Source organism: Gemmatimonadota bacterium, assembly GCA_009841265.1.
Classification (GTDB): Bacteria; JAAXHH01; JAAXHH01; order JAAXHH01; family JAAXHH01; genus JAAXHH01.
Genome location: VXMB01000007.1, coordinates 557,388 through 582,478, shown reverse-complemented (window position 1 = coordinate 582,478; position 25,091 = coordinate 557,388). Strand labels below are relative to the sequence as shown.

Genomic DNA, 25,091 nt, shown 5'->3' with positions numbered 1-25,091 from the left:
CCTGGAGCGTGCCTAAATGGAAGGATCCGGCCGGTCCTATGTCGAGTACCGCAAGGTTAGCAAAAGCTATGACGGAAAGACCACGGTAGTCGACGGTGTCGACCTGGACATCCGCAAAGGAGAGTTCCTCACCCTCCTGGGACCTTCCGGTTCGGGCAAGACCACCTGCCTCATGATGCTGGCCGGCTTCGAGACGCCCACCTCCGGCGAGATCCTCGTGGACGGTCGCTCCATCCACAACCTGCCGCCCCGCAAGCGCGGCATCGGCATGGTGTTCCAGAACTACGCCCTCTTCCCTCACATGACGGTGGGGGCCAATCTCGCTTTTCCCCTCGAGGTCCGCGGCATGGACCGCGGCCAGTGCCGGGAACGGGTGGAACGGGCCCTGCAACTGGTGCAGCTGGTAGGATTCGAGCACCGACGTCCCGGCCAGCTCTCCGGCGGGCAGCAACAGCGCGTGGCCATCGCCCGCGCCCTGGTATTCGATCCCGATCTGGTCCTCATGGACGAACCCCTCGGCGCGCTGGACCGCCGGCTTCGCGAGGAAATGCAATACGAGATCCGCCGCATCCACAAGACATTGGGCGTCACGGTCGTGTACGTCACCCACGACCAGCAGGAGGCCATGGTCATGTCGGACCGCATCGCCGTGCTACGAGACGGCAGGGTCGAACAGGTGGCCGATCCCGAGACGCTCTACGAGGAACCGCAACGCTCCTTCGTGGCCCGGTTCATCGGGGAGAACAACCGGCTGCACGGCAAGGTGATGGGCATAGAGGGCGATATCTGCGAAGTGTTCGTGGGAGGCGAGATCATCGAGGCGATCCGCATCGCGCCCTGCCAGGTGGGCGACGACACGACGCTCTCGATCCGCCCCGAGCGGGTGGCCGTCTCGCCGAAAGCCGGACTCTACACCAACGAACTGGTGGGCATGATCGAGGACATCACGTTCCTGGGCGACTACCTGCGCCTGCGCGTCACGGTATGCCACACATCGGATTTTATCATCAAGATACCCAACACCGTCGGCCACGGCGCCCTGCTCGCGGGCGACAAGATTCTCATCGGCTGGACGCCGACCGACTGCCGGGTGCTCGACCCCGACCCGGAAGGAGACGGGGAATGACACGAAAGATCGCCGTAGGACGCATCCTGCTTCCGGGCCTGGCTGTACTGGTCCTTTTGCTTTGCGGGCACGCCACCGCGCAGGAGCGGACACTGACGCTTGTGAGCTGGGGCGGCGCATATGCCCGCGCCTGCGAGAAGGGATACATCGAACGTTTCGAGCGGGAAACGGAGATCGACGTTCAAATCGAAGACTACAACGGCGGCCTGGCGCAGATCCGGGCCCAGGTCGACGTGGGCAACGTGTACTGGGACGTCGTCGACATGGAACTTCCCGACATGGTCCGGGGCTGCGACGAAGGCCTCCTCGTACCCATCGATGTCGACGAACTGGCCCCGGGAGCCGACGGGACCCCTGCGGTGGACGACATATCCGAAGACGGCCTCACGGAATGCGGCCCGACCAACCTGTTCTACTCGACGGTCGTCGTCTACAACGACGCGCGGATCGGGACATCGAAACCCGCTTCCATCGCCGATTTCTTCGACCTGGAGAAGTTCCCGGGAAGACGGGGCATGCGCCGCTCCCCGCTGGCGAATCTCGAGTTCGCCCTGATGGCCGACGGCGTCGCGGTGGACGAAGTCTACGCCACGCTGGACACCGAAGCGGGCGTGCGCCGGGCCTTCCGGAAACTGGACGCTGTCAAGGACCGGATCGTCTGGTGGGAAGCCGGCGCCCAGCCGCCCCAGATGCTGGCCGACGGCGAAGTGGTGATGACCACGGCGTATAATGGTCGGATCTTCAACGCCCAGGTCCTGGAGGGACAGCCCTTCGTCATCGTTTGGGACGGGCAGCTCCTGGACACGGGGGGCCTCGTGATCGTGGAGGGCACGCGGAACCTGGAGGCGGCGAAGGAATTCGTCCGCTTCGCCAATACGGCGCGGGCCATGGCGGACGTCGGCCGGTACATCTCCTATAGTCCCACGCGCCTCTCCGCCATGAACCTGATTTCGACCCATGCGGAAACCGGCGTCCAAATGAACCCGCACATGCCGACCAGCCCTGAAAACGTGTCCCGCGCCCTGCACAACGACTGGGAATGGTGGAGCGACAACGGCGAAGAGATGAATGAGCGTTTCAGCACGTGGCTGGCACGATGAGCGAGATCCCCGTGAAAAAGACCGACCGCCCCAGGCCCTCCTCCCGGTCAGGCCCCCGGTCCGGTCCGCGGCTCGACCCCCGGCTGCGCGCGGCAATGCTGGTGCTGCCGCTACTAGTCTTCGTCGGTGTGACCTTTCTCGCGCCCCTGGCGAACATGCTGGTCCGAAGCGTCTACGATCCGGTGGTCGCCGACGCCCTCCCCGAGACCCTCGAGTGGTTGCGTGCCTGGGACGGCCAGCACCTGCCGGACGAAGCGGTCTACGAAACGCTGGCCCGCGAACTGCTCGCGGCCCGGGAGGACCGCACGCTCGGCCAGGTGGCCACGCGGGTCAACCGGGTGCAGTCCGGACTGCGCAGCGCGTTTACGCGCACCGCCCGGAGGCTGCGGAACGTCGATGAAGGGCCGTGGTCCGAGGCACTGACCGGCATCCACGCGGCCTGGGGAGAGCCCGGAACCTGGCGTGCATTGCGCGAGGCCGGAGACCGGTATACGTCGCGGCACTACCTGAACGCCCTCGATCTGCAACGCGATCCCGATGGATCCATCGCCTTCCAGCCCGAGGACCGGCAGATCTACCTGTTCCTGCTCTGGCGCACCCTCCTCGTGAGCCTGGGCGTCACCGTGCTGTGCCTGCTCATCGGCTATCCCGTCGCGCGGCTGATCGCCCACGCCACTCCCCGGCGCGCCAACCTGCTCCTGATCCTGGTCCTCGTGCCCTTCTGGACCTCGCTCCTCGTGCGCACGACGTCGTGGATCGTGCTCCTGCAGAACCAGGGCGTCCTCAACGACATGCTCGTCTTCCTGGGCGTCATCGGGGACGAAGGCCGGCTGGCCATGATCTACAACATGACCGGTACCTTCGTGGCCATGACCCACGTGCTGCTTCCCTTCATGGTGCTGCCGCTCTACTCGGTCATGAGCGCCATTCCGCGGGTGCAGACGAGCGCGGCGGAGTCCCTGGGCGCGACCCCGTGGCAGTCCTTCTGGCGCGTATACTGGCCGCAGACCCTGCCCGGCGTGGGCGCCGGCTGCCTGCTCGTGTTCATCCTCGCCATCGGGTACTACATCACACCGGCCCTGGTGGGAGGGAGCACGGGGCAGCTCATCTCCAACATGATCGCCTTCCACATGCAGTCGTCGCTGAACTGGAGTCTCGCGGCGGCCCTGGGCGGCATCCTGCTGGTGTGCGTGGCGGGGCTTTACGTGCTCTACGACCGGCTCGTGGGCATCGAACGGATGAGGCTGGGCTGATGACGACGATGACGACAACGACCGCCGGCCACGGATTCTGGCGCATGGCGTACCTCGGATTCTGTGCGCTCGTCTTCGCCTTCCTGATCGCGCCGATCCTCGTGATCGTGCCGCTGAGCTTCAACGCCGAACCCTATTTCACCTTCACCGAGGGCATGCTCCGCCTGGACGCCGACGCCTGGTCCCTGCGTTGGTACCGCCAGATCATGGAGGACGAGGAGTGGTCGCGGGCGCTGGCGAACAGCCTGCTCATCGGGGTCTCCGCCACCGTACTCGCCACGGTCCTCGGCACGCTCGCCGCGCTGGGCCTGTCCAACCCGGCCATGCCGGCCCGCCGCTTCGCCACGGGGCTGCTGATCTCCCCCATGGTCACGCCCGTCATCATTTCGGCCGCGGGGATGTTCTTCTTCTACTCGAACCTGGGCCTGGCGCAGACCCACCTCGGGCTGATCCTCGCCCACGCCGCCCTGGGCACGCCATTCGTCGTGATCACGGTCACCGCCACGCTGGCCGGGTATGACGAGAACCTCTCACGGGCGGCCGCGAGCATGGGCGCGGGCCCCTTGACCGTCTTCCGCCGCGTCCAGCTTCCCCTCATCGCGCCGGGGGTAGTCTCCGGGGGGATCTTCGCCTTCGCCGCGTCCTTCGACGAGGTCGTCGTGGTGCTCTTCATGGGCGGGATCGAGCAGCGGACCATACCGCGCCAGACGTGGTCGGGCATCCGCGAGGAGATCAGTCCCGCCATCCTGGCCGTGGCTGTCTTCCTCATCGTCTTCGCGGTGGTGTTCCTGTTGACCGTGGAGTGGCTCAGAAGGCGGAACGCGCGGTAGGGGCGGTGTGGGGAAGAACCGGGTCGCGTGGGAAGGTGATGCCGTGCGACCGGGTGATCAGCTCGATTCCGCGCCGTTCATGTACTCGTTCATCAGCGAATGGAAGTGGTGCACGCCGTTCTCCCGCTTGACGGAGAACCGGCCCTGGTTGTAGGACGCGGACTGCAGCCCGCGCTGCACGTGCTCGCAGATGAAGATGTCCTCTTCCTGGATCTCGTCGCCGAAGTCCACCAGGTTTTCCACGTCCTGTTCCATGTCGGGCGACAGGTACCATTCGAAGATGGTCAGGCAGCGGTCGTGGCCCAGGGGCACCACCAGGTTGGTCTGCATCTGGCCCAGGTAGATGTTGAGCATGAGCGTAGGGAAGACCCAGTAGTACTGCGTATCGCCCTGGTCCTGCTCCGTCGGCAGGTAGCGGCGCGGTCCCTTGTATCCCTTCTTCTCCGGGCCGTAGATCGGGGCGTGCTGGATGGAATAGTAACGGAAGGGCTCCACGCGGTAGGCGTCATAGTCGATCTCGCGGTACAGCCCCGGATGCACGACCGGCAGATGATAGCCCTCCAGGTAGTTGTCCACGTACACCTTCCAGTTGCAGTCCATTTCGTAGTCTCGGCGCTTGGCCCACTTCATCTCGCCGATATTGTGGGCGGCGGCACGTTTTCCGATGTCGCCCAGGAAGGCCTCCAGGGGCGGCGCGGACGGGTCCAGGTTGACGAAGAGCAAGGGGCCCCACTGGCTGACGCGCACCGGCCTGAGCGCCATGGCGCAGCGGTCCAGGGCCTGCACTTCCTCGAACTCCGGCGCGTGGCGCAGCGAACCGTCCAGGTTGTAGGTCCACCCGTGGTAGTAGCAGACGAAGGTCCGCCGGTTGCCCTGCTCCAGGGCCACGGGACCGGCCCGGTGCCTGCACACGTTGAAGAACGCGCGGACCACGTCGTCGGCCCCCCGGGCAATGACCACCGGCTCTCCGGCCACGTCCACCGTGAAATAGTCCCCGACGTCGGCCACCTGGTCCGCCCGTCCCACGAGTTGCCACGTCCTGCGGAATATGTCCTTGTATTCCCGCTGCAGGAACTCCGGATCGGTGTACCAGGAAGACGGAATCGTCCAGGCGGTCTCGATGTTCTCGTCGAAGGCGTGGTCCTTCATGCCGTCGTTCTCCTCAACGGGCGCTGGTCGGAACGCGCGAGCTTCGGTCTCCTCGCCGGGCGTCTGGCGGTACACGCGGCCGGCGTCTCATCGGTCCTTCGTTACAATATCCCAAATCTCGGGACGCCGGGCCAGCGATTCTGGACTAAAGCACGTCCGGATCCGCGGCCTCCGGCACCTCGGCTGAGTCAGACGCCCGGGCGGCCGGCTGCGCCTCGGGGTCCAATACCTCCGGAATGGGAAGGCCCCGGTCGGACAGTTGCGTCTCGATGCTGGAACCGTCGCCCACGAGCAGGTAGCCCGCGCGTCGCGCATCGAGGTACTTGCGGGCGGTGGACCGCACCTCCTCCAGGCTGACGGACTGCAGGTTCTCCACCGCGTCCCGCATGTCCGACATGGGCCGCTCCGAACTCCACAGGGCGCCGATGCTGCCCGCGATGCGTCTCAGGGATTCGAACCGCTGGGCGTAACCGCGGATACGTCCGGTGCGCGCCTCCTCGAGTTCCTCTTCACCCACCGGCCGTTCACCGCCCAGTCCCGCCATTTCGGACATCAGTTCCTTCACGACCTCGCCGGTCTTGTCCGCCTGGATCGACGTCTGCACCTTCCAGTACCCGGAGACGCCGAGGAGGCCCAGTGAAGTGGATACGCCGTAGGTATAGCCCTTTTCTTCCCGCAGGTTCTGGTTCAGGCGGGACTGGAATCCGCCGCCCCAGATCGCGTCCACGAGCCGGAGGGCGTGATAGTCGTGCGTTTCGCGGCTCGGCGCTTCGATGAACTGGCAGACCACGGTCTGCGGCGCGCCGGGGCGGTCCACCAGGTAAATGCGGTTCGATTTCCGGTCCGGGGAGGGTTCCGGCACTTCCTTCGCGGGCCGGACGTCGCCTTTCCACGAGCCGAAACGCTGGTCCGCCAGCTTCATCGCCTGGTCGCGGGCAATGTCGCCCACGAACACCAGAGCGGACTGATCCGGCCGCCAGTTCTCCTCGTAGGCCCGGGCAATCTCGTACCGCGACATTTCGGCGACGGAAGACGCGTAGCCCTGCACCGGCCGGCCATAGGGATGATCCTCGCCGAATACCAGTCCGGGGCACAACCGCTGGGCGAGGGACTGGGGATGGGAGGCCTGCTGCTTGAGGTGGTCCAGGTGGCGGTGGCGTTCCCGCTCCAGTTCCTCTTCGGGGAACAGGGGATTGCGTGCGACGTCGGCGAATAGGGCCATGGCCGCGGAGAGCTTGTCGGTCAGCACATCCATTCCGATACGGGCCGATTCGAGATACATGGATTTGCCGATAACCGTGCCCAGCCGGCTCAGGGCCTCGTCGAGGTCCAGCGCGCCATAGCCCCGTGTGCCCTTGTCCATGGTCTGCAGCATGAGCTGGGCCATCCCGCACCGGTCGGGGGGATCGTGCACGCCCCCGGACTTCACGTTCAGCGAAACGGCGACCTTCGGCAGGTCGTGGTGCTCGACCACCAGCACCTCCAGGCCGTTGTCCAGCCTGTCCTCGTGCACCTCCGGCGTCTGAAAGGGCGTGTCCGACCCGAGCGCCGGGACCACGGACCGGTCGAGGACGCCATCCGGGGCCGCCTGAGACGATCCATTGCCCTCCGCCTGCGTGGATGCCGCGCCTTCCGCCTGTTCCACTGCCGCGCCTGCCCCGGCCACCCCGGCCGCCCCGGCCGCCGCCTTCGGCAGTGTATCGGGGAAGTACCGGAGCGTCAGGCCGTGGCGGGAGACCAGCCACCGTTTGACCGCTTCGGCGATCTTCGAACCGGTCAGGTTCCGGAACCGGTCGTGCTCGACGTGAAAGTACCCTGGGTCGCTCTTGTAGGTATTCGATTCGTTCAACCGGTCGGCCTTGCCGCCGAAACCGCCGATGCGCTCCAGGCTGGAGACGTACTGGTATTCCCACACCGTGCGGGCGCGCTCCACCTCGTCCCGGGTCGGGCCGCCGGAGGCCAGTCTCGCGATCTGGCCGTTGACCAGGTCCTCGACCTCCCGGACGTCGCAGCCCGGCCGGACGGTCGCGATGACGCCGAAGAGGCCGGCGATCTCCCTGGCGTAGTTGAAGACGCTGACCTCGGTGCACAGTCGCCGATCATAGACCAGCAGTTTTTCGAGACGGGAGGACAGGCCGTCGCCCAGTACGGCCGCGGCCGCGTCGAGGGCTGTCTCCTCCGCTTCGAAACGCTGCGGCGCCGGCCAGATCATGTGGACCCGGGCCTGGGGCACGCGGTCGGTGACCTCCACGATCTTCCCCTCGGCCAGGGCAGGCACCCAGCGGCGCTGTCGCTCAAGGAGCGGACCCGGTTCAAGCGCGCCGTAGTAGTGGGCTACGCGATCCCGGGCGAAGTCTTTGTCGAAATCGCCGGCGATGACCAGCGACAGGTTGTTCGGCGTGTAGTAAGTCCGGAAGAACTCGGCCACCTCGTCCACCCCGGCCGCTTCCAGGTCCTCGTGGCGGCCGATGACTGGCCAGGAATAGGGATGGCCGGCGGGGTAGAGGTGCTCGTTGACCAGCTCGTACCAGCGGCCGTAGGGCTGGTTCTCCGTGGTCTGTCGCCGTTCGTTGCGGACGACCTCGCGCTGGTTCTCGAAGTTCTCCCGCGTGAGCGCGTCCGCCAGTGTGGCGACACGGTCCGACTCCAGCCAGAGCACGTATTCGAGGTTGCCCGAGGGCACGGTGGCGAAATAGTTGGTGCGGTCGTTGCTCGTGGTACCGTTGACGCCGCCTTCCCGCAGGTTGCCGCCCGCCTGTTCGATGTACTTGAAATACCCTTCCGGCGCGTGCTTCGACCCCTCGAACATCAGGTGTTCGAAGAGGTGGGCGAACCCGGTCCGGCCGGGCCGTTCCACCTTGGAGCCCACGTGGAACCAGTGGTTGACGTGCACTACGGGCAGCTTGCGGTCCACGTGCAGGATGACCTGCAACCCGTTCGGCAGGGTGAACTTCTCGAAGGATACCCGAGGAAGGTCCGATTGGGCCATGACTCATCCCGGTAAATAAAACAGTGATAGATTGAAGAAGAACAAGTGTGCGGCGTTACACGCGCTCTAGGACGCCCCGTTCACGGGTCGCTCGCGGCGTCATACCCGTTCCAGGACGCCGGACTTCGACGACCGGTAGGCGGCGTCCAGGATCATTACCGAACGCATGGCCGCGGCACCGGGCGTATAGTTTTCCACGTCCCGTCCAAGCACCAGGTCGGCGAAGTTCTCCGGCGGTCCCTCGCAGCTGTAGGCGCCCGCGTCGGGGGCCACGTCGTAGACCTGGTCCCGCCCGTCGTGCCGGTGGATCGCAAGACGGGCGCGTTCGACGTCGAGCAGCAGCATGCCTTCCGAGCCGAAGATCCGGATGTCGAGCTGGAACATCTGCCCCTCAGGGATGTCTCCCGACCCCGACAGCGCCCCGATCACGCCGTCCTCGAAGCGGACCGTCACGGCGTCGTACATTTCCACCCTGGAATTCGCCTCGGTCATCAAGGCGAAGACTTCGCGGGGCATCAGGCCCGTGAGCCAGGACATGAGACCCAAGCTGTGGGACATCTGCGCGTGGCCGTAGCCCCCGTCGGCCACCACGGGATCGGCCCAGGTGGCCGGATCGGGCGCGAAGAGTCCGCCGCCGTTGGCCTCGTGGTCGAAGTCCAGCCCCTGGAGCAGGCCACGGATGGGCGAGGCCATGTGGCAGAGCACAGACTCGATGTTCCCGACGACCCCGGCGTCGAGCTGCCGCTTGGCTTCCTGGATGTAGGGCTTGTGGTGCCACCCATAAGGAACGAGCAGGTGAAGCCCCTTCTCGTCCGCCAGCCGGACCAGTTCCCTGGCGTCGGCGCTCTTCGTGCACATGGGCTTTTCGACCATGACGTGCAACCCGCGCTCCAGCGCCGCGGCGGCATGCTCGAAGTGCAGGGTATGGGGACTGGACACCACCACGCCGTCGAGCTCGACCTCGTCCAGCATCCGGCGGTAGTCTTCCGTCCCGTAGGGCACATCGAAGGCCTCCTGCACCTGGCGCAGCTCATCCGTCCCGAGCCGGCAGACGGCCGACAATTCCACGTCCCCGGCCTCGTCCGCCCGTTTCCTGAGCACCGGCAGGTGATTGGCCGTCGCCCACCACCCCGTGCCGATGAATCCTATGCGTGCCTTGTCCATGATCGGTTCCTGTCGATAAATTACTATGGTTTTCAGGTCGTTCCGTGTTTTTAAGAACGCGTGCCGCGAAACACGCCGCCCGTCGTGGCGTCCACGATCCAGACTTCATTCTGCCAGAGCGTGAACCCGTGCGGTTCCGGTCCCTCCACGTCCACCCGGTCCAGCTGCTCGCCCGTATCGGGGTCATACAGGAACAGGGCGCGGTGATTGGTCTCCACGCACCAGAGCCTGCCGTTATCCCACGCGATGCCATGGGGCCGGTCGCCCGGCGCGGGGAAGGACTGCAGCACGGTCCATTCGTCGGGGTCCATGCGGTAGATGGTGGCGTCCGGGGGCGACGACATCCACAGTTCCCCGTCCCGCCACTCCAGGCCGTGGGCGCCGGTTTTCTTCGCGCCCGGCGTGGGGTAGCGCTCCAGCGTCCGGCCGGATCCGGGATCGATCTTCAGGGTCTCGCAACTGTAGGTCGACGACACCCAGAGGTGGACGCCGCTGTGGGTAATTCCGCTGCCCCTGTCGGAGTCACTGTCGAAGATTCGCAGCGTCGCGCCGTCCCGGTAATCGTGCAGGCTGATCCGGTTGTCGCCCTGGTCCAGAATCCAAAGACCCTCGGTAGTGGCCTGCAGCCCGTTGGGATGGGGACCGGGCGTGTCAAAGACGTGGCTGAGGGTGAGTTTCATGCTACAGCCTTTCCTTGATCTGGCACTGCTGTACAGGGAAACCGGAGAGGAACACCATCCAAAAAAATGCACCCCCTCCACCGGACTGTCAAGGTACAAAGGAAGCGTCGGAACCGGATGCCCCGCGCGTTCATCGGGAGCCGGCGGCGGCATGAAAAAAGAATTGACGCGCGGACCTCATTACAATATTTTTAGAAATATGGAAATGATTAACGCGGAATTCGCTCCTGCCTCACTCGAGGCCGAACAGAAACACGCCGAAGCGTTCAAGGCGCTGAGCCACCGGACAAGGCTGGCGATCTTCTACCACCTTGTCCGCCATGGCGAAGGGGGCGATACCGTCGGGAACCTGCAGGAGGCGCTCGGCGTGCCCTGGGCGACCCTCTCCCACCACCTGGACGTCCTGCGCCGCGCCGATCTGCTGGCGTCCCGCCGCGAAGAACGGTATATCTTCTACCGCGTGCGGCCCGAACGGGTAAGCGATCTGGTGCGCCTGCTTACCGCCTGTTGTTGATTCACCGGTCGCTGAATAGCCGGTCGTTGAATCACCGGCCGTTAAACGGGGAACCGGTTTATCTGGAAGGACGTTGTCGCAGTACCGATACCCATTTAGGAGGAAGACATGTCAAGTTATCCCAAGATCCACCTGTCGTTTCCCGTACGCGACCTGGAACGGAGCGTCGCATTCTACAAGAGGTTCTTCGGCGAGGATCCCGTGAAGACCCATCCCGGTTACGTCAAGTTCCTGCCGTCCCTCGCCCCACTGAACCTGGCCCTGTACGCAGATGGGAAGGCCGCGGGCGACGGAGCGAACCATTTCGGCATCGAGGTCCGGGACCACGAAACGGTTCTGCGGCACCTGCTGCGGATCAGGACATCCGGACTGGAAACCCGTGAAGAGATGGACTGCGACTGCTGTTACGCCAACCAGGACAAGTTCTGGGTGGAGGATCCGGACGGCCGCGAATGGGAGATCTACGTGCTGAACCGGGACCTGGATGAACCCGGCGGGCGGGATGAAGAAGACTGTTGCGCGGAACTTAAGTCCGGCGACACTGCCGAAACGGCGCGTTCGTCCGATGCGACAGCGTGCTGCGGCGGTTAGCAAAGATCCGGCGGCCGCGGACAGCCCACGCTGGCCTGTCGAGTTGGACCGAAGTACCGGCCTGCCGCGGACAGCGCGCCGGACCGGTCACCATTTGTTACCGAAACGGGAGCAGACCATGAAGCCAGACACCCTGCTGGTCCACGCGGGGGGAGGATTGGAGCCCGGCTCGGGAGCCATCGCGCCTTCCATTCACCTCTCGACCACCTTCGAGCATACGCCGGAGGGCGAGGCCACGAACGACCACGTCTACATCCGGATGGGCAACCCGAGTCAGGACCGGCTGGAAGAGGCCCTGTCGGCCATCGAGGACGGTGCGGAGTCGCTCGTCTACGCATCGGGCATGGCAGCGGTAACGGGCTGCGTGCAGACGCTCGAGCCGGGCGCCCACGTACTGATGCACAGGGACGTGTACAGCGTCACCCGCGCGGTCGGCAAGGAACTCCTGCCGAACTGGAACATCGAGGTGAGCGACGTGGACATGACCGACCTGGGCGCGGTCGGGCGCGCCGTGCGGCCCCAAACAGCGCTGCTCTGGGCGGAGACCCCGTCGAATCCCGCCATGGACGTCATCGACATCGGCGCGGTGGCCGCCATCGCCCACGCCGCCGGCGCCCGGCTGGCCGTGGACAACACCTTCGCCACGCCGGTAATGCAGCGTCCCCTGCAACACGGCGCCGACATCGTCATGCATTCCATGACCAAGTTCCTCGGCGGCCACAGCGACGTGCAGGGAGGTGCGCTGGTGTTCCGTGAAGGCGGAGACCGGGTCGAACGGGCCCGACGAGTGCGTACGGTCACCGGCAGCGTGCTCTCACCCTTCAACGCCTGGCTGGTCCTGCGGGGATTGCGATCGCTGGGATGCCGCATGGCGCGCCACGTAGCCAACGCGGAGGCCATTGCCGCGGCGATGGCCGGTCATCCGGGGATCGAGGGCGTCGATTATCCCGGCCTGCCCGATCACCCGGGGCACGCCGTTGCGACGCGGCAGATGGATGGGTACGGCGGCATGCTTTCCCTGCGGGTCAGGGGCACGCGGGAGGACGCGCTGCAGGTCGCAAGCAAGGTCAGGCTGATACGGAACGCCACGAGCCTGGGCGGGGTGGAAAGCCTGATCGAGCACCGGCAGTCCATCGAGGGGCCCGGCTCGGTAACGGCACCCAACCTGCTCCGCCTGTCCCCCGGACTGGAAGCGGCCGAGGACCTGATCGGCGACCTGGTGCAGGCGCTGGGGTGAGGGCCGACCGGGCACCGGACTGCGGAGGACTCTCGGCCGGCAGTTCTGTGAGTTTTATGCTGCGGGCCAGCAGGTTCCGCAGGGGGCGTATTCTTCCTCCGCCTTGTCGACGGCTATGGCCCTGGCATTGCCGTTCAGGAAGCGGCAGTCGGACCGGTGATACTTCGAGCCGCCATCGGTGACGTAAACGATCGGCACGTCCAGATCCGTACCGGACTTCGAGGGCCAGAACCGGTTGTTGACGGTCAGTTCGATGCCCTTGTCGAGCAGTTCTTCCGCCATCGCCCGGATCAGTCTGCGCTTTTGCCAGGTGAAGGCGGTGAGCGCCGCCGTCGCGGCCGCGGCAATGATCAGTCTCAGCATGGTTTCCTTATCCTTTTATACAAATTCTTTTGGCTTCTTACGCGACCCGGCCGGCGAAACGCGTCGCCGGGTTTCGGATAACGGTCCAATATAATAAATACGACCATGAAAAACAAGCGGGGAATACGCCGGACCGGCGGGTTTTCGCCTTCTCCGGAGCCTTGACAGCACGCGATCCGAACGATATTATAAGTCGTTTCAAAAGTCGTTGCGATTGACCCGCTAAGGTACGAATCACCGCGTTTCCTCATTCAAACTGACGATAAGACATATTGGAGTAATTATGTCAAAGATCAGACTGGGACTGGTGGGCTGCGGCGGCATGGGGCACCGGCACCTCTACGGCCTGGCCGAATTGCACCGTACGGGCCTCTGCCGGTTCGAACCCGTGGTGGCCTGCGACCCGAAGACGGAGAACGCCGAATCCCTGGCCGGTCACGTCGAAGACCATTTCGGCATCCGTCCCGCGGTGGTCGCGAGCCTGGACGAGGTGGACGCCGGCGACCTGCAGGCCGTCGACATCTGCACCGATCCGCGTTTCCATCACACCGTGTGCGCCGACGCGGCGTCCAGGGGATGGGACGTGATGACAGAGAAGCCCATGGGTCTCACGGTCCGCGCCTGCCGCCTCATGCGCGAAGCCACGGACGGGGCCGGGCGCATCCTGTCGGTCGCCGAGAACTACCGCCGCGATCCGGTAAACCGTCTCGCCAAGGCCCTGCTGGACGCCGGCGTAATCGGCGCGCCCCGCTACATGGTCCATAACACGGCCGGCGGCAGCAACAAGATGCTGATTACGGTGTGGCGGCACCTGAAGAACGTCAGCGGCCTGCTGCTCGACGTGGGCGTTCACTTCGCGGACATTCTGGAGTACTTCATGGGTCCGGTGTCGGACATCTACGCCCAGACGCGGCTCCATGAGAAGATCCGCTACAACGACATGGCGGGCAAAGATCCCGCGACGGCTTCCCGCAACTCGCCGGCGGGGGTCTACGAGCACTGGCAGGCGGAGATGCCCGCGGAATTCGAGGTGACCGCCGAAGACGCGGCATATGCCACGCTGACCTTCCAAAGCGGCGCGGTCTGCCAGTACCTGGAAGAGCACGCGACCTTCGGCAAGGGGTTCTGGCACCGGGGCATATACGGTTCATCCGGGGCGATGGAACTGCCCGGCGACCGTTCCGGCCAGCCGTTTTCCATTGCCCTGGAAGGCAAGACCATCGAGGGAGACGCGCTCCTGGACCTCGTACCGGACTTCGCCCTGGACGAGGCGACCGCGGCGCTGTTCGGTGGCGAGCGCATGTGGAAATACAGTTTCCCCTTCCCGGAAACGGACCGCAAGATCATCGCCATCGAGTACGCCGATTTCGCGGAAGCCATCGATGAAGGCCGCCAGCCAGAGGTCGACGGATACATGGGCATGCGCTCGGTCGCCGTCTCCTACGGCATCATGGAATCAGGACAGGCGGGCAGGGCCGTCACCATGGACGAGATCATGGCGGACGAGACCAACGGCTACCAGCAGGAAATCAACGACAGCCTGGGCATCTGAAGTAGAGACGCCCGAGGCGGCGATGAGTCACAGCATGGCCGGCCGGCATTGCGGTCGCAGGGACGGAGATTTATGAAACTCGGCTATTCCACCTGGGGCATGCCGGCCGTCGAATTGGACGAGGCGGTGCCCCACCTGGCGTCCCTGGGATACGACGGCATCGAAATCACCGTCATCCCGGGCTATGTCACGGAACTGGGCACGCTCGACGCCGAGGAACGCCGCCGGATCCGCGGCCTCTTCGCAAAGCACGGCGTGGAGATGCCCGCCATCGCCGGGCACACCAGCCTCCTCGAACCCGACGTGCGCCTGCACGCCGCCAACATGAAACGGCTCAAGGATACCGTGGAACTCTGCGCGGACCTGACCATGGACCATCTCGTGCCCTGCCTGGACACCACGCCCGGCGGCCGGCCAGAGGACTGGACCGACGTGCGGGACCGGCTGCTGAACGAGACGGGCGATCTCGTGGATCATGGCGCCCGCCACGGCGTGGTCATCGCTATGGAGCCCCACATCGGCTGCTGCCTCTGCGACGTGGAGCGAACCCTTTGGCTGCTTGATCAGATCGATTCCGAGTACCTGAAGCTCAATTACGACATCAGCCACTTCGACGTGGCCGGCGTGCCCACGGCGGAAAGCGTGGCGGCCCTGGCGCCCCACACCGTGCACACCCACGTGAAGGACCAGCGGGGCCGGGCCCCGGACTTCGAGTTCCTGATCCCCGGCGAGGGTGATTTCGACTACGTAGAGTATCTGGACGCCATGCAGGCGGCGGGATACGACGATTACATTACCGTGGAAGTCAGCATGATGGTGCAGCAGCGCGAGGATTACGACCCCCTCGACGCGGCCGGCCTGGCCTACCGCACTCTGGAGGGCGCTTTCGAGGAGTCGCAGGCTGAGCGGGCATAGGGGACGCCCGGGGGACGCCACGGGACACCACGGGCTGCCGAGGGGATGCCCGGCGGCCGCCGCGGGACGCCCGGAGGACGCCGCGGGACGCCCGCCCGGATGCCGCGAAAGTTAACATTTAATAGTAAATTGAATTGAATCGTGGGTCGCGCAGGTATAATATACGATCATCGCCTGAATGATCGTGACGCTCATCAAAACCCGTGGAGGCACTACAACATGTACGATCCCGTACTCGTTGAACCCATGCGCCGGGAACTGACGGACCTGGGCGTAGAAGAATTGAAGACCGCCGACGAGGTGGACGCGCTGTTGGAGGAGCACGAAGGTACGGCGCTGGTCGTGGTCAATTCCGTCTGCGGCTGCGCGGCGGCCAATGCCCGGCCGGGCGTCGCCATGGCCCTGCAGAACAAGAAGAAGCCGGACCGGATTACCACGGTCTTCGCCGGCATGGACCTGGAAGCCACGAGCAAGGCGCGGGATTACTTCAAGGGGTATTTTCCGTCATCGCCGCAGATCGCGCTGATGAAGGACGGCCAGGTGGCGTTCATGCTGGAACGCCATGACATCGAGGGCCGCACGGCGCTCGACGTGGCCCAGCGGCTCATGCTGGCGTTCAACGAACACTGCTGAAAACCGGCCGGACCTATTCCTTCTCGTACTCCGCCGTGCAGGTCGTGTGGATGCCGCCCCGGACCCGGTAGTCGGTGCTGACCGTCATGCGGACCGGCCGTACGGCGGCGACGAGGTCGTCGAGGATCCGGCGCGTTACGTGCTCCTGCACCATGCCGACGTTCCGGTAGGAGAGTAGGTAGAACTTGTAGGAACGCAGTTCGAGGACCTGCTCGTCCGGCACGTAGGACACGATCACCTCACCGAAATCCGGCAGCCCCGTCCAGGGGCAGACCGCCGTAAACTCGTCCGTATCGATATCTACGTCGAGGGGATCGCCCTTGGACTCGTAGGGGAAGGTCTCCAGGACCTCGGGCTTGATGGACTCGGGGCCGTCGAAGTCGAACTGCTTCTGTCGGGGTTCGATGTTCATGAGGTTTATTGGGGCGGATTACACATGGTTGAATGCCGCTCATAGAAAGACATTAAAGCGTACCCGTTTCTATTTTGTCAACCATGTGCTGAAACGCTCGTTGATTTCCTCTCCGTTGTCGCTCCACCACTGCCAGTTGTTATGCAGGGCACGTGCCATGTTTTGCGGACCGGTCGGCAAGTGCGGCATCATTTCCACACCAGTTTCGGCGTGTACACTGATGAGCTGCATGGCCGATCGGCGTGTAGGACTGTACGCAATGTACCTGGTCAATTCCGCCATCGACCGGGCCGATGTAGCAAAGTCCACGAAACGATGTGCGGCTTCGAGGTTCTGTGTGCCTTCTACGATGCCGTAGGCGCCCATCTTCAGTATCTGTCCGTCCCAGACGATTACGAACGGTTGACCTTCCAGCGCCTGGGCGTTGAAGATACGGCCGTTGTAAGCCGTAGTCATAGCCACTTCGCCGTCGGCCAGCAATTGAGGCGGCTGTGCGCCGGTTTCCCACCATACGACGTGTTCTTTGATGGTATCCAGTTTTTCAAACGCTCGGTCTACGCCCGTTTCCGTGTCCAGGACGGCGTATACTTCTTCGACACGTACTCCGTCGGCCATTAGCGCAAATTCGAAGTTTCCTTGCGGCACGCGTCGCAAGCCCCTTCGACCCGGAAATCCAGCCATGTCGAAAAAGTCTCTGATCGTTTTGGGCTTTCTGTCACCGATGTTCTTTTCGTTGTACGCGAACACCGTAGAGAAATACAACTTGCCCACACCGCATTCGGTAATCGTTCCCGAATCGAAATCCTTGTGTGCGGGCGTACCATCGGACCCTGGTGAGAAGCGTTCGGTTTCTATCGGCACGATCAAACCTTCGTCACAGGCACGAACCAGCTCGGCCATTTCGAAATCGACGACATCCCAATACACTTTACCGATCTCGACCTGCGAGCGTACCTGGGCCAATCCACCGTTGAAATGGTCCATGTCTACACTTATACCGGACTCGACCTCGAAGCGACTGTGGATGGCTTTCTCACTGGCCTGGGCGAACGACCCGCCATAGCTGACCACGGTTACGGATTGGCCGTGTGCAGGCGGCGTAAACAAAACCAACGAAAATAACACGAATAATCGTAACATTCAGACTTCTTTTGGCTTAAGAATGGAAAGGTGCCTGGTTTTCAGAACAATTCCTTTTCCCTCAAACTCACACCCGGCCCGTGATGTCCGGCGCTTCGGGGTCCACGCTGCCGCCCTCCGGCTGGGAGGCGACGGGCCGGTAAGGCATTTCCTCGTAGGATTTATACGCGACGTCGAGCCACGGGGTGTCGATCCGGCGGTGACCCTCGTACCGGCTGTTCATCACGGCGTCGACGATGCCCGTGACCAGCAGCGTTCGCTCGGGCGGGTACGGCGCGGCGCCTGTCAGGAAGAACCGCTGGATGTTGGCGCACAGGTAGCCGAAGTGGGCGTGGTTGCCCTCGCGGACCAGGTTGAAGACGGCCCCGTGCACGCTGCCGTCGACTCGGGCGGCATAGGCCCAGGTCTCGATGTAGCCGCCGAGCATGAGGGTCGTCGTCCGTAATCCGTCTTTACGTTCCACCAGGAAGACCGCCGGATCTTTCGCGTGATCCCGCGCCGATCCTTCGGGCTTGCCGGGTATGGCGTCGAGGGCCGCATCCATCAGGTCCCGCGACCACAGGCCCTCCTCGCAGGCCCGCCACATTTCATCGCCTTCCAGACACTGCACCGAAGCCACGCCCGTCTCCCCGCCGATGCGCCGCTCGACCATGCACTGCAGCGCCTCCAGGGTGTGGTAGCCATAGGATTCGATCCCGCCGAACCCCACGGTGAGCGCTTCTTCGACGTTGGTTTCCAGGTCGTACTCGATCCAGGGATCGCGCCAGGCCAGGGGCAGGGAGGAGCCGGCCATCAGGGGAATGTCCAGTTCCTCCGCCCGGTTCCACATCCACTGGGCGTCCCGGTAGTCGTAGGCGAGATGCTTGTCGCTGAACACGGGCACGGAGCGCCCGCTCTCGGCGAAGACGCCGGCGATCTGCTCGAAGAAGTACCGCCGCGGATACATGTGGCGGCCCCGCTCGTTCCACGGGTAGTCTCCGTGCTCTCCGATGAGCAGCACCGCGTCCACCCCGAGGCTGTCGCCGCCCGCGTGCAGCGCGCGGCGGATGCTCGGGTAGACAGGTACCCCGAACTTCTCGGCTAGCTGCAGGCCGATGTCGTTCTCGAGGACATGGTCGATGTAGATGGATACGACGTCCACTTCGGGGGCGAAGTATCCCTCGTCGACCGACCAGCCCTTCAGGAACTTGGAGACGATGACGTCCGCGTGGGCGCCGGGGAAGTAGATCGTGCAGATGGCGGCGACGCGAAGGCGCTTGGCCATGAGTCCCTGGTCTCCTTCAGCTGCCGAGAACAGGTTCTTCGACCGGCACTTCCGCGGGGGTCTCCGCGGGAACTTCCGCGGGACGGTCCGTCTGCTTGCCGTACTCCTCGATGAACTCCTCCACCAGGCGCCGGCACACGTCGTCGGCGTACTGCTCGGGCGGGGACTTCATGAAGTAGGACGAAGGGCCGAGCTGGGGACCGCTGAGGCCGTTGTCCAGGGCCAGCTTGCAGCACCGCACCGCGTCGATGACGACGCCGGCCGAGTTGGGCGAATCCCAGACTTCCAGCTTCAGCTCGAGGTTCAGCGGCACGCCGCCGAAGGTCTCGCCTTCCATGCGAATGTGGCACCACTTGCGGTCTTCGAGCCACGGCACGTGATCGCTGGGACCGACGTGGATGTTGTCCTCGCCCATGTCGTAACTGAGCTGGGACGTCACCGCGTTGGTCTTGCTGATTTTCTTGGATTCGAGCCGCGAACGCTCCAGCATGTTGTAGAAATCGGTATTGCCGCCGAAGTTGAGCTGATAGGAGCGCAGGACCTTGACGCCGCGGTCCGCGAACAGGCGGGTCAGCACGCGGTGGGTAATCGTGGCACCCACCTGGGACTTGATGTCGTCGCCGATGATGGGCAGGCCGTGCTTGCGGAACCGCTCCGGCCAGTGGCCCGTGCTCGCGATGAAGACCGGGACGCAGTTCACGAAGCCGCAGCCGGCCTGCAGGATCTGCTCCACGTACCACTTCGTGGCTTCCTCGCTGCCCACGGGCAGATAGCTCACCACCACGTCCGTCTTCGTGTCCTTGAGCACCTCGACCACGTCGACAGTGTCGCCCGCGTCTTTCTCGATGACCTCGCTGAGATACTTGCCGAGCCCGTCGTGGGTCATGCCCCGCTGCACCGGCACGCCCAGGTTCGGCACGTCGGCGAACTTCACCGTGTTGTTCGGATGGGCGAAAATGGCCTCGCTGAGGTCCTTGCCCACCTTGTCCGCGCCCACGTCGAAGGCGGCCGAGAACTCCACGTCGCTGATGTGGTAACCGCCCAGGTTGGCGTGCATCAGGCCCGGAATAAACTCGTCCTGCGCGGCGCTGCGGTAGTACTCCACGCCCTGCACCAGGGACGAGGCGCAGTTACCCACGCCGACGATGGCCACTCTGACTTTGCTGCTCATGTTTTCCCCGCTTTCCTTCCTTCGCCGGGCCCGCGTCACGCGCACCTGTCACGCGCACCGCGTCACGCGCTCCCGGAGTATTGAAGAATGAATGAAATGCTCAATGGGACCTCGTAAACATCTATCGCAATAAGAAAGCCCAATTTTCATATAACTCAAATAAATAATTGTTATATTATCTATAGACGTTATCTATAGCTAAAGGAGCAAACGCCATGAACCTGTACTACCTGCAATACTTCCTTGCCGTCGCGCGGCGCGAGAGTTTCTCCCGGGCGGCGCGGGACATGCACGTGACGCAGCCCACGGTGAGCAACGGCGTGCGGGAACTGGAAGAGACGCTGGGCGTGAAGCTGTTCAACCGGGGAAGCCGCCACGTTTCACTGACCATGGAAGGCCGGGCGCTGGTGGACTACGCCGTGCGCATCCAGGATCTGGCCGAGGAGGCGGAGAATCGCCTGGCCAGCGGGGACGTGCTGCCGGGCGAGGGCTTCGCCTTCGGCGCCACCGACGCCGCGGTGACCTACCTGCTCACCGACATCCTCAAGCGCTACGTGGAACGGTATCCGGAGTTGGAACTGTCCGTGCACGTCTCGCCCTCCCAGTACCTGGTGGAGGAACTCCTGGCCAACCGGTCGGAGTTCGCCCTGATCACTTTGCCTTATACCCACCCCCGGATCGAAACCATGTCCATCTACCACGATGCCATGCCGCTCGTGGTCGGCGGCGGCCATCCCTTCGCCGGCCGGAAGTCGGTCGCGCTGACGGAGGTGGCGGAACAGCCGCTGATCCTCTTCCACGAGGATTCCGTGTCGCGGCGGATCGTGGACGAACGATTCACCGAGGTGGGCGTGTCGCCGCGCGTCGTCATGGAAATGCGCAGCCCGGAGGCCATGCGAAAACTCGTGGAGGCGGGCGTGGGGATTTCCTTCCTGCCTTCACTGACGGTTCAGGAGTCCATTGCGGCCGGAACGCTTCGCGAGGTTGCCGTCGAGGGCTTCGAATTCAGCCGGGATATCGGCGTGGCCTGGCGGCGCGGACGGTACTTCAGCCCCGCGCTGGAAGTGCTGTTGAAGGATATCTTCGAAAGTTACGGCGAGGGTGAGGCCTGGTCGGAGCGGCAGAAAAGGGATCAGTCGTAGGCGTTCAGTTCGGCGTCGATGCGGTCTCTGTGACGGGGATCATTGCCTGTACTTGCGGTACCTTCGGCATCACCACGGCTCATTCGTCCGTTCCGCCATCGGCGCAGCGTGATGAAGATGACACCGCCGCCGACGAGGAACATGAGCGGCGTGAAGAGATAGGCCAGACGGTTGAACCCGGCATTGGGCGGAGAGGAAAGGATGCGTTCTCCGTACATGGCCTTGTAATGATCGAGGATCTCCTCTTGCGTCCTCCCGTTTGCGAGCATTTCCCGAAGATCCTCTTTCATCCGTTCCGCGGTACCCGAGTAGTGCTGGCTCAACGGTGCGCGCCAGCAGCAAGGCGCGATCAACAACTCCTCGACGGACGCGGCGATCTGTTCCCGGCCTTCGTCCACGACCGCGTCTAACTGTGTAACGGCCGTGCCGGGGGTTGCCAGAAATACGAGTACCGGAAGTATGAAGAAGAATGTGGTGCGTCGCATGGTTCCAGTCGGACGGGTTGTGGGTTGAGGCAGCAGGCCTTTGTTATATGTTAATAATGTACGCCATTCGGCTCGGTTGTCAATTCGATTTGTAAAACCAGCTTACGGTATCAGCTTACGGTATCAGCTTACGGTATCAGCCAACAGAAGCCCGACGTGTTCTGGACGCGGACCGGCCCTGCTTCAATTCGTTGACATCCGCGCTTAGCCCCTCGATTTTCGCGTCCATTCTCTCGATTTTCGCGTCCATTCTCTCGATTTTAACATCCATTCCTTGGATTCTGACATCCATTCCCTCGATTTTGGCGTCCATCTCATCCACCCGTCCATCCAGGGCCGTCATCCTTTCGTCCAATCTGCTTTGCTGGATTTCGACGGAGTTTATTCGTTCCTCCATGCGGTCAAACCGCCGGTCCACTTTATCAAACCTCTCGTTCACAACCTTGAAATTCTGGTCAATTCGCTCGTTTGTGGCAACAAGTTGCGCGTTTACTATATTGAACTTCTCGTCGAACCGATCATTCATGCCTGTAAATTGTGCGTCGAACCGATCGTTCATCGTTGCAAATTGCGCGGCAAACTAATCATTCATGGCTGCAAATTGCGCGTCGAACCGATCACTCATGGCTGCAAATTGCGCGTCGAACCGATCACTCATGGCCGCAGATCGCGCGTCGAATCGCTCGTCTTTCGCTTCAAGTTTCTCGTCCATCCGGTCGAGAATCCTTTTTTCCACTTCTAGCATTTCGGCCCTCACATCCCGCCTGCTCCCCTTTGCCTCCCGCCAGAAGAAGATAAAGGCCGTCACCAGTACGGCTGGCTGGATCCAGATCGATACGGTTTCCACTTCCAGGCTCCTTTCAAATGATCCGATACTATAGTGATTATAAATGGATTAGTGGAAATGCAAGCCACGATTCTTGTTTTTTCTTTTATATTCTTGACGTTACCGGTACGGCGCTCCTATTCTGTGGCGCATTTCGCGGGACGCGCAGTCAATCGCGGCCGAAACAGTGAGACCCCGGGACCACGGGACCACGGGACCACCAGTACAGACAGGCCAACGGAGCAACCCAACATGCTTTCACGGGGCGAAGTCAATCGATCGCTACGATCCTTTATCGTCGTGAGAGGACTCTGGGGGGCCTGGGGCCAGATGGTCGGCACGAATACGGCCGTCTTCGCGGGTTTCGTGCTGTCCCTTGGGCTGGACGCTTCGGACATCGCCTTCTACTCCGCGATCGCCTCGATCCTCGCGCCGGTGCAGATCATTTCCTCCCTCTTCAGCAAGTCCATCGAGAACAAGAAGCGCTGGGTCGTCTGGAACGGCGTGCTGGAGGCGTTGTTCCGGGGACTCATGATCACGATCCCCTTCCTCTTCGTCGAATCGCTGCACCAGCGGATGCTGCTCATCTTCCTGGTCGCCGGGCTGACCGCGGGGTACATCTACACGCCGTTCTACTCGAGCTGGGTCGCCGGCACCGTACCGGAGAACATCCGCGCCCGTTTCACGAGCCGGCAGACCATCGTCAACAGTCTCGTGGGCGCGGCGGTGGGCGTCATGACGGGCCGTTTCGTGGACTGGTTTCCGGATGAAGAAAAGCTCATGGCCTTCGTGGTGGTGTTCGTCGTGGGGACCCTCTGCGGCGCCGCCGGGCCCCTGTTTCTCAGGCGCACGCCCTATCCGACCCGGGTCGACGAGACCGAGACCCGGAATCCCCTGCGCCACCTGCTGCAGCCCTTCCGGGACAGGAATTTCCGCCGGCTGGTCACATTCTACGCGTCCTGGCAGTTCGCCCTCGGCCTCTCCGGTCCGCTCTTCAGCGTGTTCATGCTCGACCGCCTGGGGTTCGGCTATACCGCCATCTCCCTGCTGAGCGCCCTGGGCACGCTCGCCACCATCGCGGGGTATCGCGCCTGGAGCGTGATCATCGACCGCTTCGGCAGCAAGCCGGTCCTCCAGATCCTCATCATCCCCGGCGCGTTGAACGCCTTTCTGTGGGGGCTGTGCCAGCCTGGCAACCACGCCATGGTCGCCGTCGCCATGTTGCTCTCCGGCCTCATCATGGGCGGCATCAACCTGGGCGTCACGCCCCTGCAGTACGCGCTGCTACCGAAGGAGAACCAGGACGAGCGGGTCGCCTACATGGCCTCGTGGTCCACGTCGATCAACCTGCTCTACGCCGCCGGGCCACTCCTGGGAGGCATCCTGGTGGCTTCGCTGGCCGGGGTCCGCTTCACCGTGGCCGGGTTCCTGATCCAGGACATCAATCTCCTGTTCTTCCTGAGCGGGATCATGCGTTTCGTGCCGCTGTTCCTGCTCCGGCCGGTACGCGACGCCCGCTCCATCTCGTCCCAGCAGCTTCTTTCGAACATGTTCCGTGGCAACCTGCTGAGCTACACCTTCAACTACATCGTGTTTAACGTGGCCACGGCCGAAGACCGGCGCGCACGGGCGGCCTACAGGCTGGGCCGGTCCCGGAATCCCATGGCCATAGACCACCTCGTCCAGGCCCTGTCCGACGCCAGCTCCAAGGTGCGCAGGCAGGCCGCGCGGGCGCTGGGGGAAACCGGCTCGGAGGTGGCGGTGGACTCGCTCATACGGGAACTGGAGAGTCCGTCATCGGACATCCGAAGCGAGGCGGCCGAGGCCCTGGGCCAGCTGAAACACGCCAGGGCAGTGGACCCGCTGGTCGAGGCCCTGGAGGACGAAGATCCCAGGGTGCGGATCAGCGCCATTTCCGGACTGGGCCAGATGGAAGGCGACGACGTGCAGGAACTGCTGTTCTGGCACTTCTCGAACAACGTGGACCCGTTGACCTTCCCCACGCTCGTGGAGGCCCTGAGCCACCGCGAGGACTACCGCATCATCAAGCCGACCTTCGACCGGCTGGGCTCCTTCACATCGCCCGCGGTGCGGCTGCAGCTGCTCAACAACATCTGCCGGACGCTGGGGGCCGGCGACCGCTTCTACAAGCTGCTGTCCATGGAGGAAAACGAACGCTACGGCGAACTGGAGCGCATGATCAAGCGGACCGTTTCCCGGTTTACCGATTCGAAGGCCGTCCCCGAAGACACCCGCCGGAGCGTGGAAAGCCTCTTCGCGCTGTTCACCCAGGCCTATGAACGCAACGACGTGCCGGCCATGATGGAACAGGCCCGGTTACTCGCGGCGCTCATTCGCGACAGCCACCCTGTCGTGGAACAGAGTGCCCTTGACACCCTGTCGGTGTATCTCATAATCATGACCATGAACCATTTCATCGAAAGCGAAGCCCACCAGGACCTGCCCGGCGCGCAGGAGATCTTCCTGGCGGTGTGCATGCGGCGGATCGCCACGCTGGTGAGTTGACCGGCCGGTCCGACGAACCTGAAAGAGAT

24 protein-coding genes are annotated in these 25,091 nt (G+C 63.6%); 12 read left to right on the top strand and 12 right to left on the bottom strand.

Annotation, left to right across the window (positions count from 1 at the left end; all coding sequences use genetic code 11):
• The first annotated feature begins 16 nt into the window (after positions 1-16).
• Genes F4X08_04350 through F4X08_04335 form a run of 4 tightly spaced genes read left to right on the top strand, consistent with a single transcriptional unit; the run spans position 17 to position 4,309 of the window.
• The gene (locus F4X08_04350; GenBank protein ID MYD25030.1) at positions 17-1,126 is read left to right on the top strand and encodes an ABC transporter ATP-binding protein; all 1,110 of its coding nucleotides are present in this window, start codon (positions 17-19) and stop codon (positions 1,124-1,126) included.
• Positions 1,123-2,226 carry an ABC transporter substrate-binding protein gene (locus tag F4X08_04345; protein ID MYD25029.1) on the top strand — a complete coding sequence of 368 codons (1,104 nt, stop codon included), beginning with the start codon at positions 1,123-1,125 and terminating at the stop codon, positions 2,224-2,226. The genes F4X08_04350 and F4X08_04345 overlap by 4 nt, the downstream gene beginning before the upstream one ends.
• Positions 2,223-3,479: an ABC transporter permease gene (locus F4X08_04340; protein ID MYD25028.1), complete on the top strand. Its 1,257-nt coding sequence runs from the start codon at positions 2,223-2,225 to the stop codon at positions 3,477-3,479. The genes F4X08_04345 and F4X08_04340 overlap by 4 nt, the downstream gene beginning before the upstream one ends.
• Entirely contained in the window at positions 3,479-4,309 is an 831-nt protein-coding gene (locus tag F4X08_04335; protein ID MYD25027.1) for an ABC transporter permease, read from the top strand. The genes F4X08_04340 and F4X08_04335 overlap by 1 nt, the downstream gene beginning before the upstream one ends.
• Positions 4,310-4,366: 57 nt before the next feature.
• On the opposite strand, the gene F4X08_04330 is transcribed toward F4X08_04335, so the two are convergent.
• The 4 genes from F4X08_04330 to F4X08_04315 form a co-directional block, all read right to left on the bottom strand.
• Complete coding sequence (locus tag F4X08_04330) at positions 4,367-5,458, bottom strand: aromatic ring-hydroxylating dioxygenase subunit alpha (GenBank protein ID MYD25026.1); 1,092 nt, start codon at positions 5,456-5,458, stop codon at positions 4,367-4,369.
• Positions 5,459-5,603: 145 nt separating this feature from the next.
• Entirely contained in the window at positions 5,604-8,447 is a 2,844-nt protein-coding gene (locus tag F4X08_04325) for an insulinase family protein (GenBank protein MYD25025.1), read from the bottom strand.
• A gap of 99 nt (positions 8,448-8,546) precedes the next feature.
• Positions 8,547-9,611 carry a Gfo/Idh/MocA family oxidoreductase gene (locus F4X08_04320; protein ID MYD25024.1) on the bottom strand — a complete coding sequence of 355 codons (1,065 nt, stop codon included), beginning with the start codon at positions 9,609-9,611 and terminating at the stop codon, positions 8,547-8,549.
• Between the two features lie 50 nt (positions 9,612-9,661).
• Positions 9,662-10,291 carry a hypothetical protein gene (locus tag F4X08_04315; protein ID MYD25023.1) on the bottom strand — a complete coding sequence of 210 codons (630 nt, stop codon included), beginning with the start codon at positions 10,289-10,291 and terminating at the stop codon, positions 9,662-9,664.
• Here F4X08_04315 and F4X08_04310 point away from each other — a divergent pair.
• The 3 genes from F4X08_04310 (at position 10,290) to F4X08_04300 (ending at position 12,633) form a co-directional block, all read left to right on the top strand.
• Complete coding sequence (locus tag F4X08_04310) at positions 10,290-10,805, top strand: helix-turn-helix transcriptional regulator (protein MYD25022.1); 516 nt, start codon at positions 10,290-10,292, stop codon at positions 10,803-10,805. The two genes, F4X08_04315 and F4X08_04310, sit on opposite strands and share 2 nt — an antisense overlap.
• Positions 10,806-10,913: 108 nt before the next feature.
• Positions 10,914-11,396 carry a glyoxalase/bleomycin resistance/dioxygenase family protein gene (locus tag F4X08_04305; GenBank protein MYD25021.1) on the top strand — a complete coding sequence of 161 codons (483 nt, stop codon included), beginning with the start codon at positions 10,914-10,916 and terminating at the stop codon, positions 11,394-11,396.
• A gap of 118 nt (positions 11,397-11,514) precedes the next feature.
• Positions 11,515-12,633, top strand: coding sequence for a cystathionine gamma-synthase (locus F4X08_04300; GenBank protein MYD25020.1), 1,119 nt, complete (start codon positions 11,515-11,517; stop codon positions 12,631-12,633).
• 54 nt (positions 12,634-12,687) lie between these two features.
• Here the strand turns inward: F4X08_04300 and F4X08_04295 are convergent, their stop codons facing one another.
• Positions 12,688-12,996: a hypothetical protein gene (locus F4X08_04295; protein ID MYD25019.1), complete on the bottom strand. Its 309-nt coding sequence runs from the start codon at positions 12,994-12,996 to the stop codon at positions 12,688-12,690.
• Positions 12,997-13,279: 283 nt separating this feature from the next.
• Between F4X08_04295 and F4X08_04290 the strand changes: the two genes are divergently transcribed.
• From F4X08_04290 to F4X08_04280, 3 genes are all read left to right on the top strand, one after another.
• A complete protein-coding gene (locus F4X08_04290) occupies positions 13,280-14,548 on the top strand; it encodes a Gfo/Idh/MocA family oxidoreductase (GenBank protein MYD25018.1) in 1,269 nt (422 codons plus the stop codon).
• Positions 14,549-14,620: 72 nt separating this feature from the next.
• Positions 14,621-15,463, top strand: a complete 843-nt coding sequence (locus F4X08_04285; protein MYD25017.1) for a sugar phosphate isomerase/epimerase — start codon at positions 14,621-14,623, stop codon at positions 15,461-15,463.
• Between the two features lie 219 nt (positions 15,464-15,682).
• Entirely contained in the window at positions 15,683-16,096 is a 414-nt protein-coding gene (locus tag F4X08_04280) for a BrxA/BrxB family bacilliredoxin (protein ID MYD25016.1), read from the top strand.
• A gap of 13 nt (positions 16,097-16,109) precedes the next feature.
• Here F4X08_04280 and queF read toward each other — a convergent pair whose 3' ends face one another.
• From queF to F4X08_04260, 4 genes are all read right to left on the bottom strand, one after another.
• Complete coding sequence (queF, locus tag F4X08_04275) at positions 16,110-16,508, bottom strand: NADPH-dependent 7-cyano-7-deazaguanine reductase QueF (GenBank protein MYD25015.1); 399 nt, start codon at positions 16,506-16,508, stop codon at positions 16,110-16,112.
• Between the two features lie 69 nt (positions 16,509-16,577).
• Positions 16,578-17,648: an ABC transporter substrate-binding protein gene (locus tag F4X08_04270; GenBank protein ID MYD25014.1), complete on the bottom strand. Its 1,071-nt coding sequence runs from the start codon at positions 17,646-17,648 to the stop codon at positions 16,578-16,580.
• Positions 17,649-17,715: 67 nt separating this feature from the next.
• The gene (locus tag F4X08_04265) at positions 17,716-18,912 is read right to left on the bottom strand and encodes a hypothetical protein (GenBank protein ID MYD25013.1); all 1,197 of its coding nucleotides are present in this window, start codon (positions 18,910-18,912) and stop codon (positions 17,716-17,718) included.
• Between the two features lie 16 nt (positions 18,913-18,928).
• Entirely contained in the window at positions 18,929-20,083 is a 1,155-nt protein-coding gene (locus F4X08_04260) for an inositol-3-phosphate synthase (GenBank protein MYD25012.1), read from the bottom strand.
• Positions 20,084-20,298: 215 nt separating this feature from the next.
• On the opposite strand from F4X08_04260, the gene F4X08_04255 reads away from it, so the two are divergent.
• A complete protein-coding gene (locus F4X08_04255; GenBank protein ID MYD25011.1) occupies positions 20,299-21,225 on the top strand; it encodes a LysR family transcriptional regulator in 927 nt (308 codons plus the stop codon).
• On the opposite strand, the gene F4X08_04250 is transcribed toward F4X08_04255, so the two are convergent.
• The 3 genes from F4X08_04250 to F4X08_04240 form a co-directional block, all read right to left on the bottom strand.
• Positions 21,216-21,710, bottom strand: coding sequence for a hypothetical protein (locus F4X08_04250; GenBank protein MYD25010.1), 495 nt, complete (start codon positions 21,708-21,710; stop codon positions 21,216-21,218). The two genes, F4X08_04255 and F4X08_04250, sit on opposite strands and share 10 nt — an antisense overlap.
• Before the next feature lie 136 nt (positions 21,711-21,846).
• Positions 21,847-22,269 (bottom strand): hypothetical protein, encoded by a 423-nt coding sequence (locus F4X08_04245; protein ID MYD25009.1) that lies wholly within the window; start codon positions 22,267-22,269, stop codon positions 21,847-21,849.
• Positions 22,270-22,290: 21 nt separating this feature from the next.
• Positions 22,291-22,557, bottom strand: a complete 267-nt coding sequence (locus F4X08_04240; GenBank protein ID MYD25008.1) for a hypothetical protein — start codon at positions 22,555-22,557, stop codon at positions 22,291-22,293.
• 57 nt (positions 22,558-22,614) lie between these two features.
• Here F4X08_04240 and F4X08_04235 point away from each other — a divergent pair, with 57 nt between their 5' ends.
• Positions 22,615-25,062: an MFS transporter gene (locus tag F4X08_04235; GenBank protein MYD25007.1), complete on the top strand. Its 2,448-nt coding sequence runs from the start codon at positions 22,615-22,617 to the stop codon at positions 25,060-25,062.
• Positions 25,063-25,091 lie beyond the last annotated feature (29 nt).

Bases quoted from the DNA above. Each gene is read 5' to 3' on its own strand.
- F4X08_04350 (MYD25030.1), top strand. From the start codon at position 17: ATGGAAGGATCCGGCCGGTCCTATGTCGAGTACCGCAAGGTTAGCAAA.
- F4X08_04345 (MYD25029.1), top strand. From the start codon at position 1,123: ATGACACGAAAGATCGCCGTAGGACGCATCCTGCTTCCGGGCCTGGCT.
- F4X08_04340 (MYD25028.1), top strand. From the start codon at position 2,223: ATGAGCGAGATCCCCGTGAAAAAGACCGACCGCCCCAGGCCCTCCTCC.
- F4X08_04335 (MYD25027.1), top strand. From the start codon at position 3,479: ATGACGACGATGACGACAACGACCGCCGGCCACGGATTCTGGCGCATG.
- F4X08_04330 (MYD25026.1), bottom strand. From the start codon at position 5,458: ATGAAGGACCACGCCTTCGACGAGAACATCGAGACCGCCTGGACGATT.
- F4X08_04325 (MYD25025.1), bottom strand. From the start codon at position 8,447: ATGGCCCAATCGGACCTTCCTCGGGTATCCTTCGAGAAGTTCACCCTG.
- F4X08_04320 (MYD25024.1), bottom strand. From the start codon at position 9,611: ATGGACAAGGCACGCATAGGATTCATCGGCACGGGGTGGTGGGCGACG.
- F4X08_04310 (MYD25022.1), top strand. From the start codon at position 10,290: ATGCTACAGCCTTTCCTTGATCTGGCACTGCTGTACAGGGAAACCGGA.
- F4X08_04315 (MYD25023.1), bottom strand. From the start codon at position 10,291: ATGAAACTCACCCTCAGCCACGTCTTTGACACGCCCGGTCCCCATCCC.
- F4X08_04305 (MYD25021.1), top strand. From the start codon at position 10,914: ATGTCAAGTTATCCCAAGATCCACCTGTCGTTTCCCGTACGCGACCTG.
- F4X08_04300 (MYD25020.1), top strand. From the start codon at position 11,515: ATGAAGCCAGACACCCTGCTGGTCCACGCGGGGGGAGGATTGGAGCCC.
- F4X08_04295 (MYD25019.1), bottom strand. From the start codon at position 12,996: ATGCTGAGACTGATCATTGCCGCGGCCGCGACGGCGGCGCTCACCGCC.
- F4X08_04290 (MYD25018.1), top strand. From the start codon at position 13,280: ATGTCAAAGATCAGACTGGGACTGGTGGGCTGCGGCGGCATGGGGCAC.
- F4X08_04285 (MYD25017.1), top strand. From the start codon at position 14,621: ATGAAACTCGGCTATTCCACCTGGGGCATGCCGGCCGTCGAATTGGAC.
- F4X08_04280 (MYD25016.1), top strand. From the start codon at position 15,683: ATGTACGATCCCGTACTCGTTGAACCCATGCGCCGGGAACTGACGGAC.
- queF (MYD25015.1), bottom strand. From the start codon at position 16,508: ATGAACATCGAACCCCGACAGAAGCAGTTCGACTTCGACGGCCCCGAG.
- F4X08_04270 (MYD25014.1), bottom strand. From the start codon at position 17,648: ATGTTACGATTATTCGTGTTATTTTCGTTGGTTTTGTTTACGCCGCCT.
- F4X08_04265 (MYD25013.1), bottom strand. From the start codon at position 18,912: ATGGCCAAGCGCCTTCGCGTCGCCGCCATCTGCACGATCTACTTCCCC.
- F4X08_04260 (MYD25012.1), bottom strand. From the start codon at position 20,083: ATGAGCAGCAAAGTCAGAGTGGCCATCGTCGGCGTGGGTAACTGCGCC.
- F4X08_04255 (MYD25011.1), top strand. From the start codon at position 20,299: ATGAACCTGTACTACCTGCAATACTTCCTTGCCGTCGCGCGGCGCGAG.
- F4X08_04250 (MYD25010.1), bottom strand. From the start codon at position 21,710: ATGCGACGCACCACATTCTTCTTCATACTTCCGGTACTCGTATTTCTG.
- F4X08_04245 (MYD25009.1), bottom strand. From the start codon at position 22,269: ATGAACGATCGGTTCGACGCACAATTTACAGGCATGAATGATCGGTTC.
- F4X08_04235 (MYD25007.1), top strand. From the start codon at position 22,615: ATGCAAGCCACGATTCTTGTTTTTTCTTTTATATTCTTGACGTTACCG.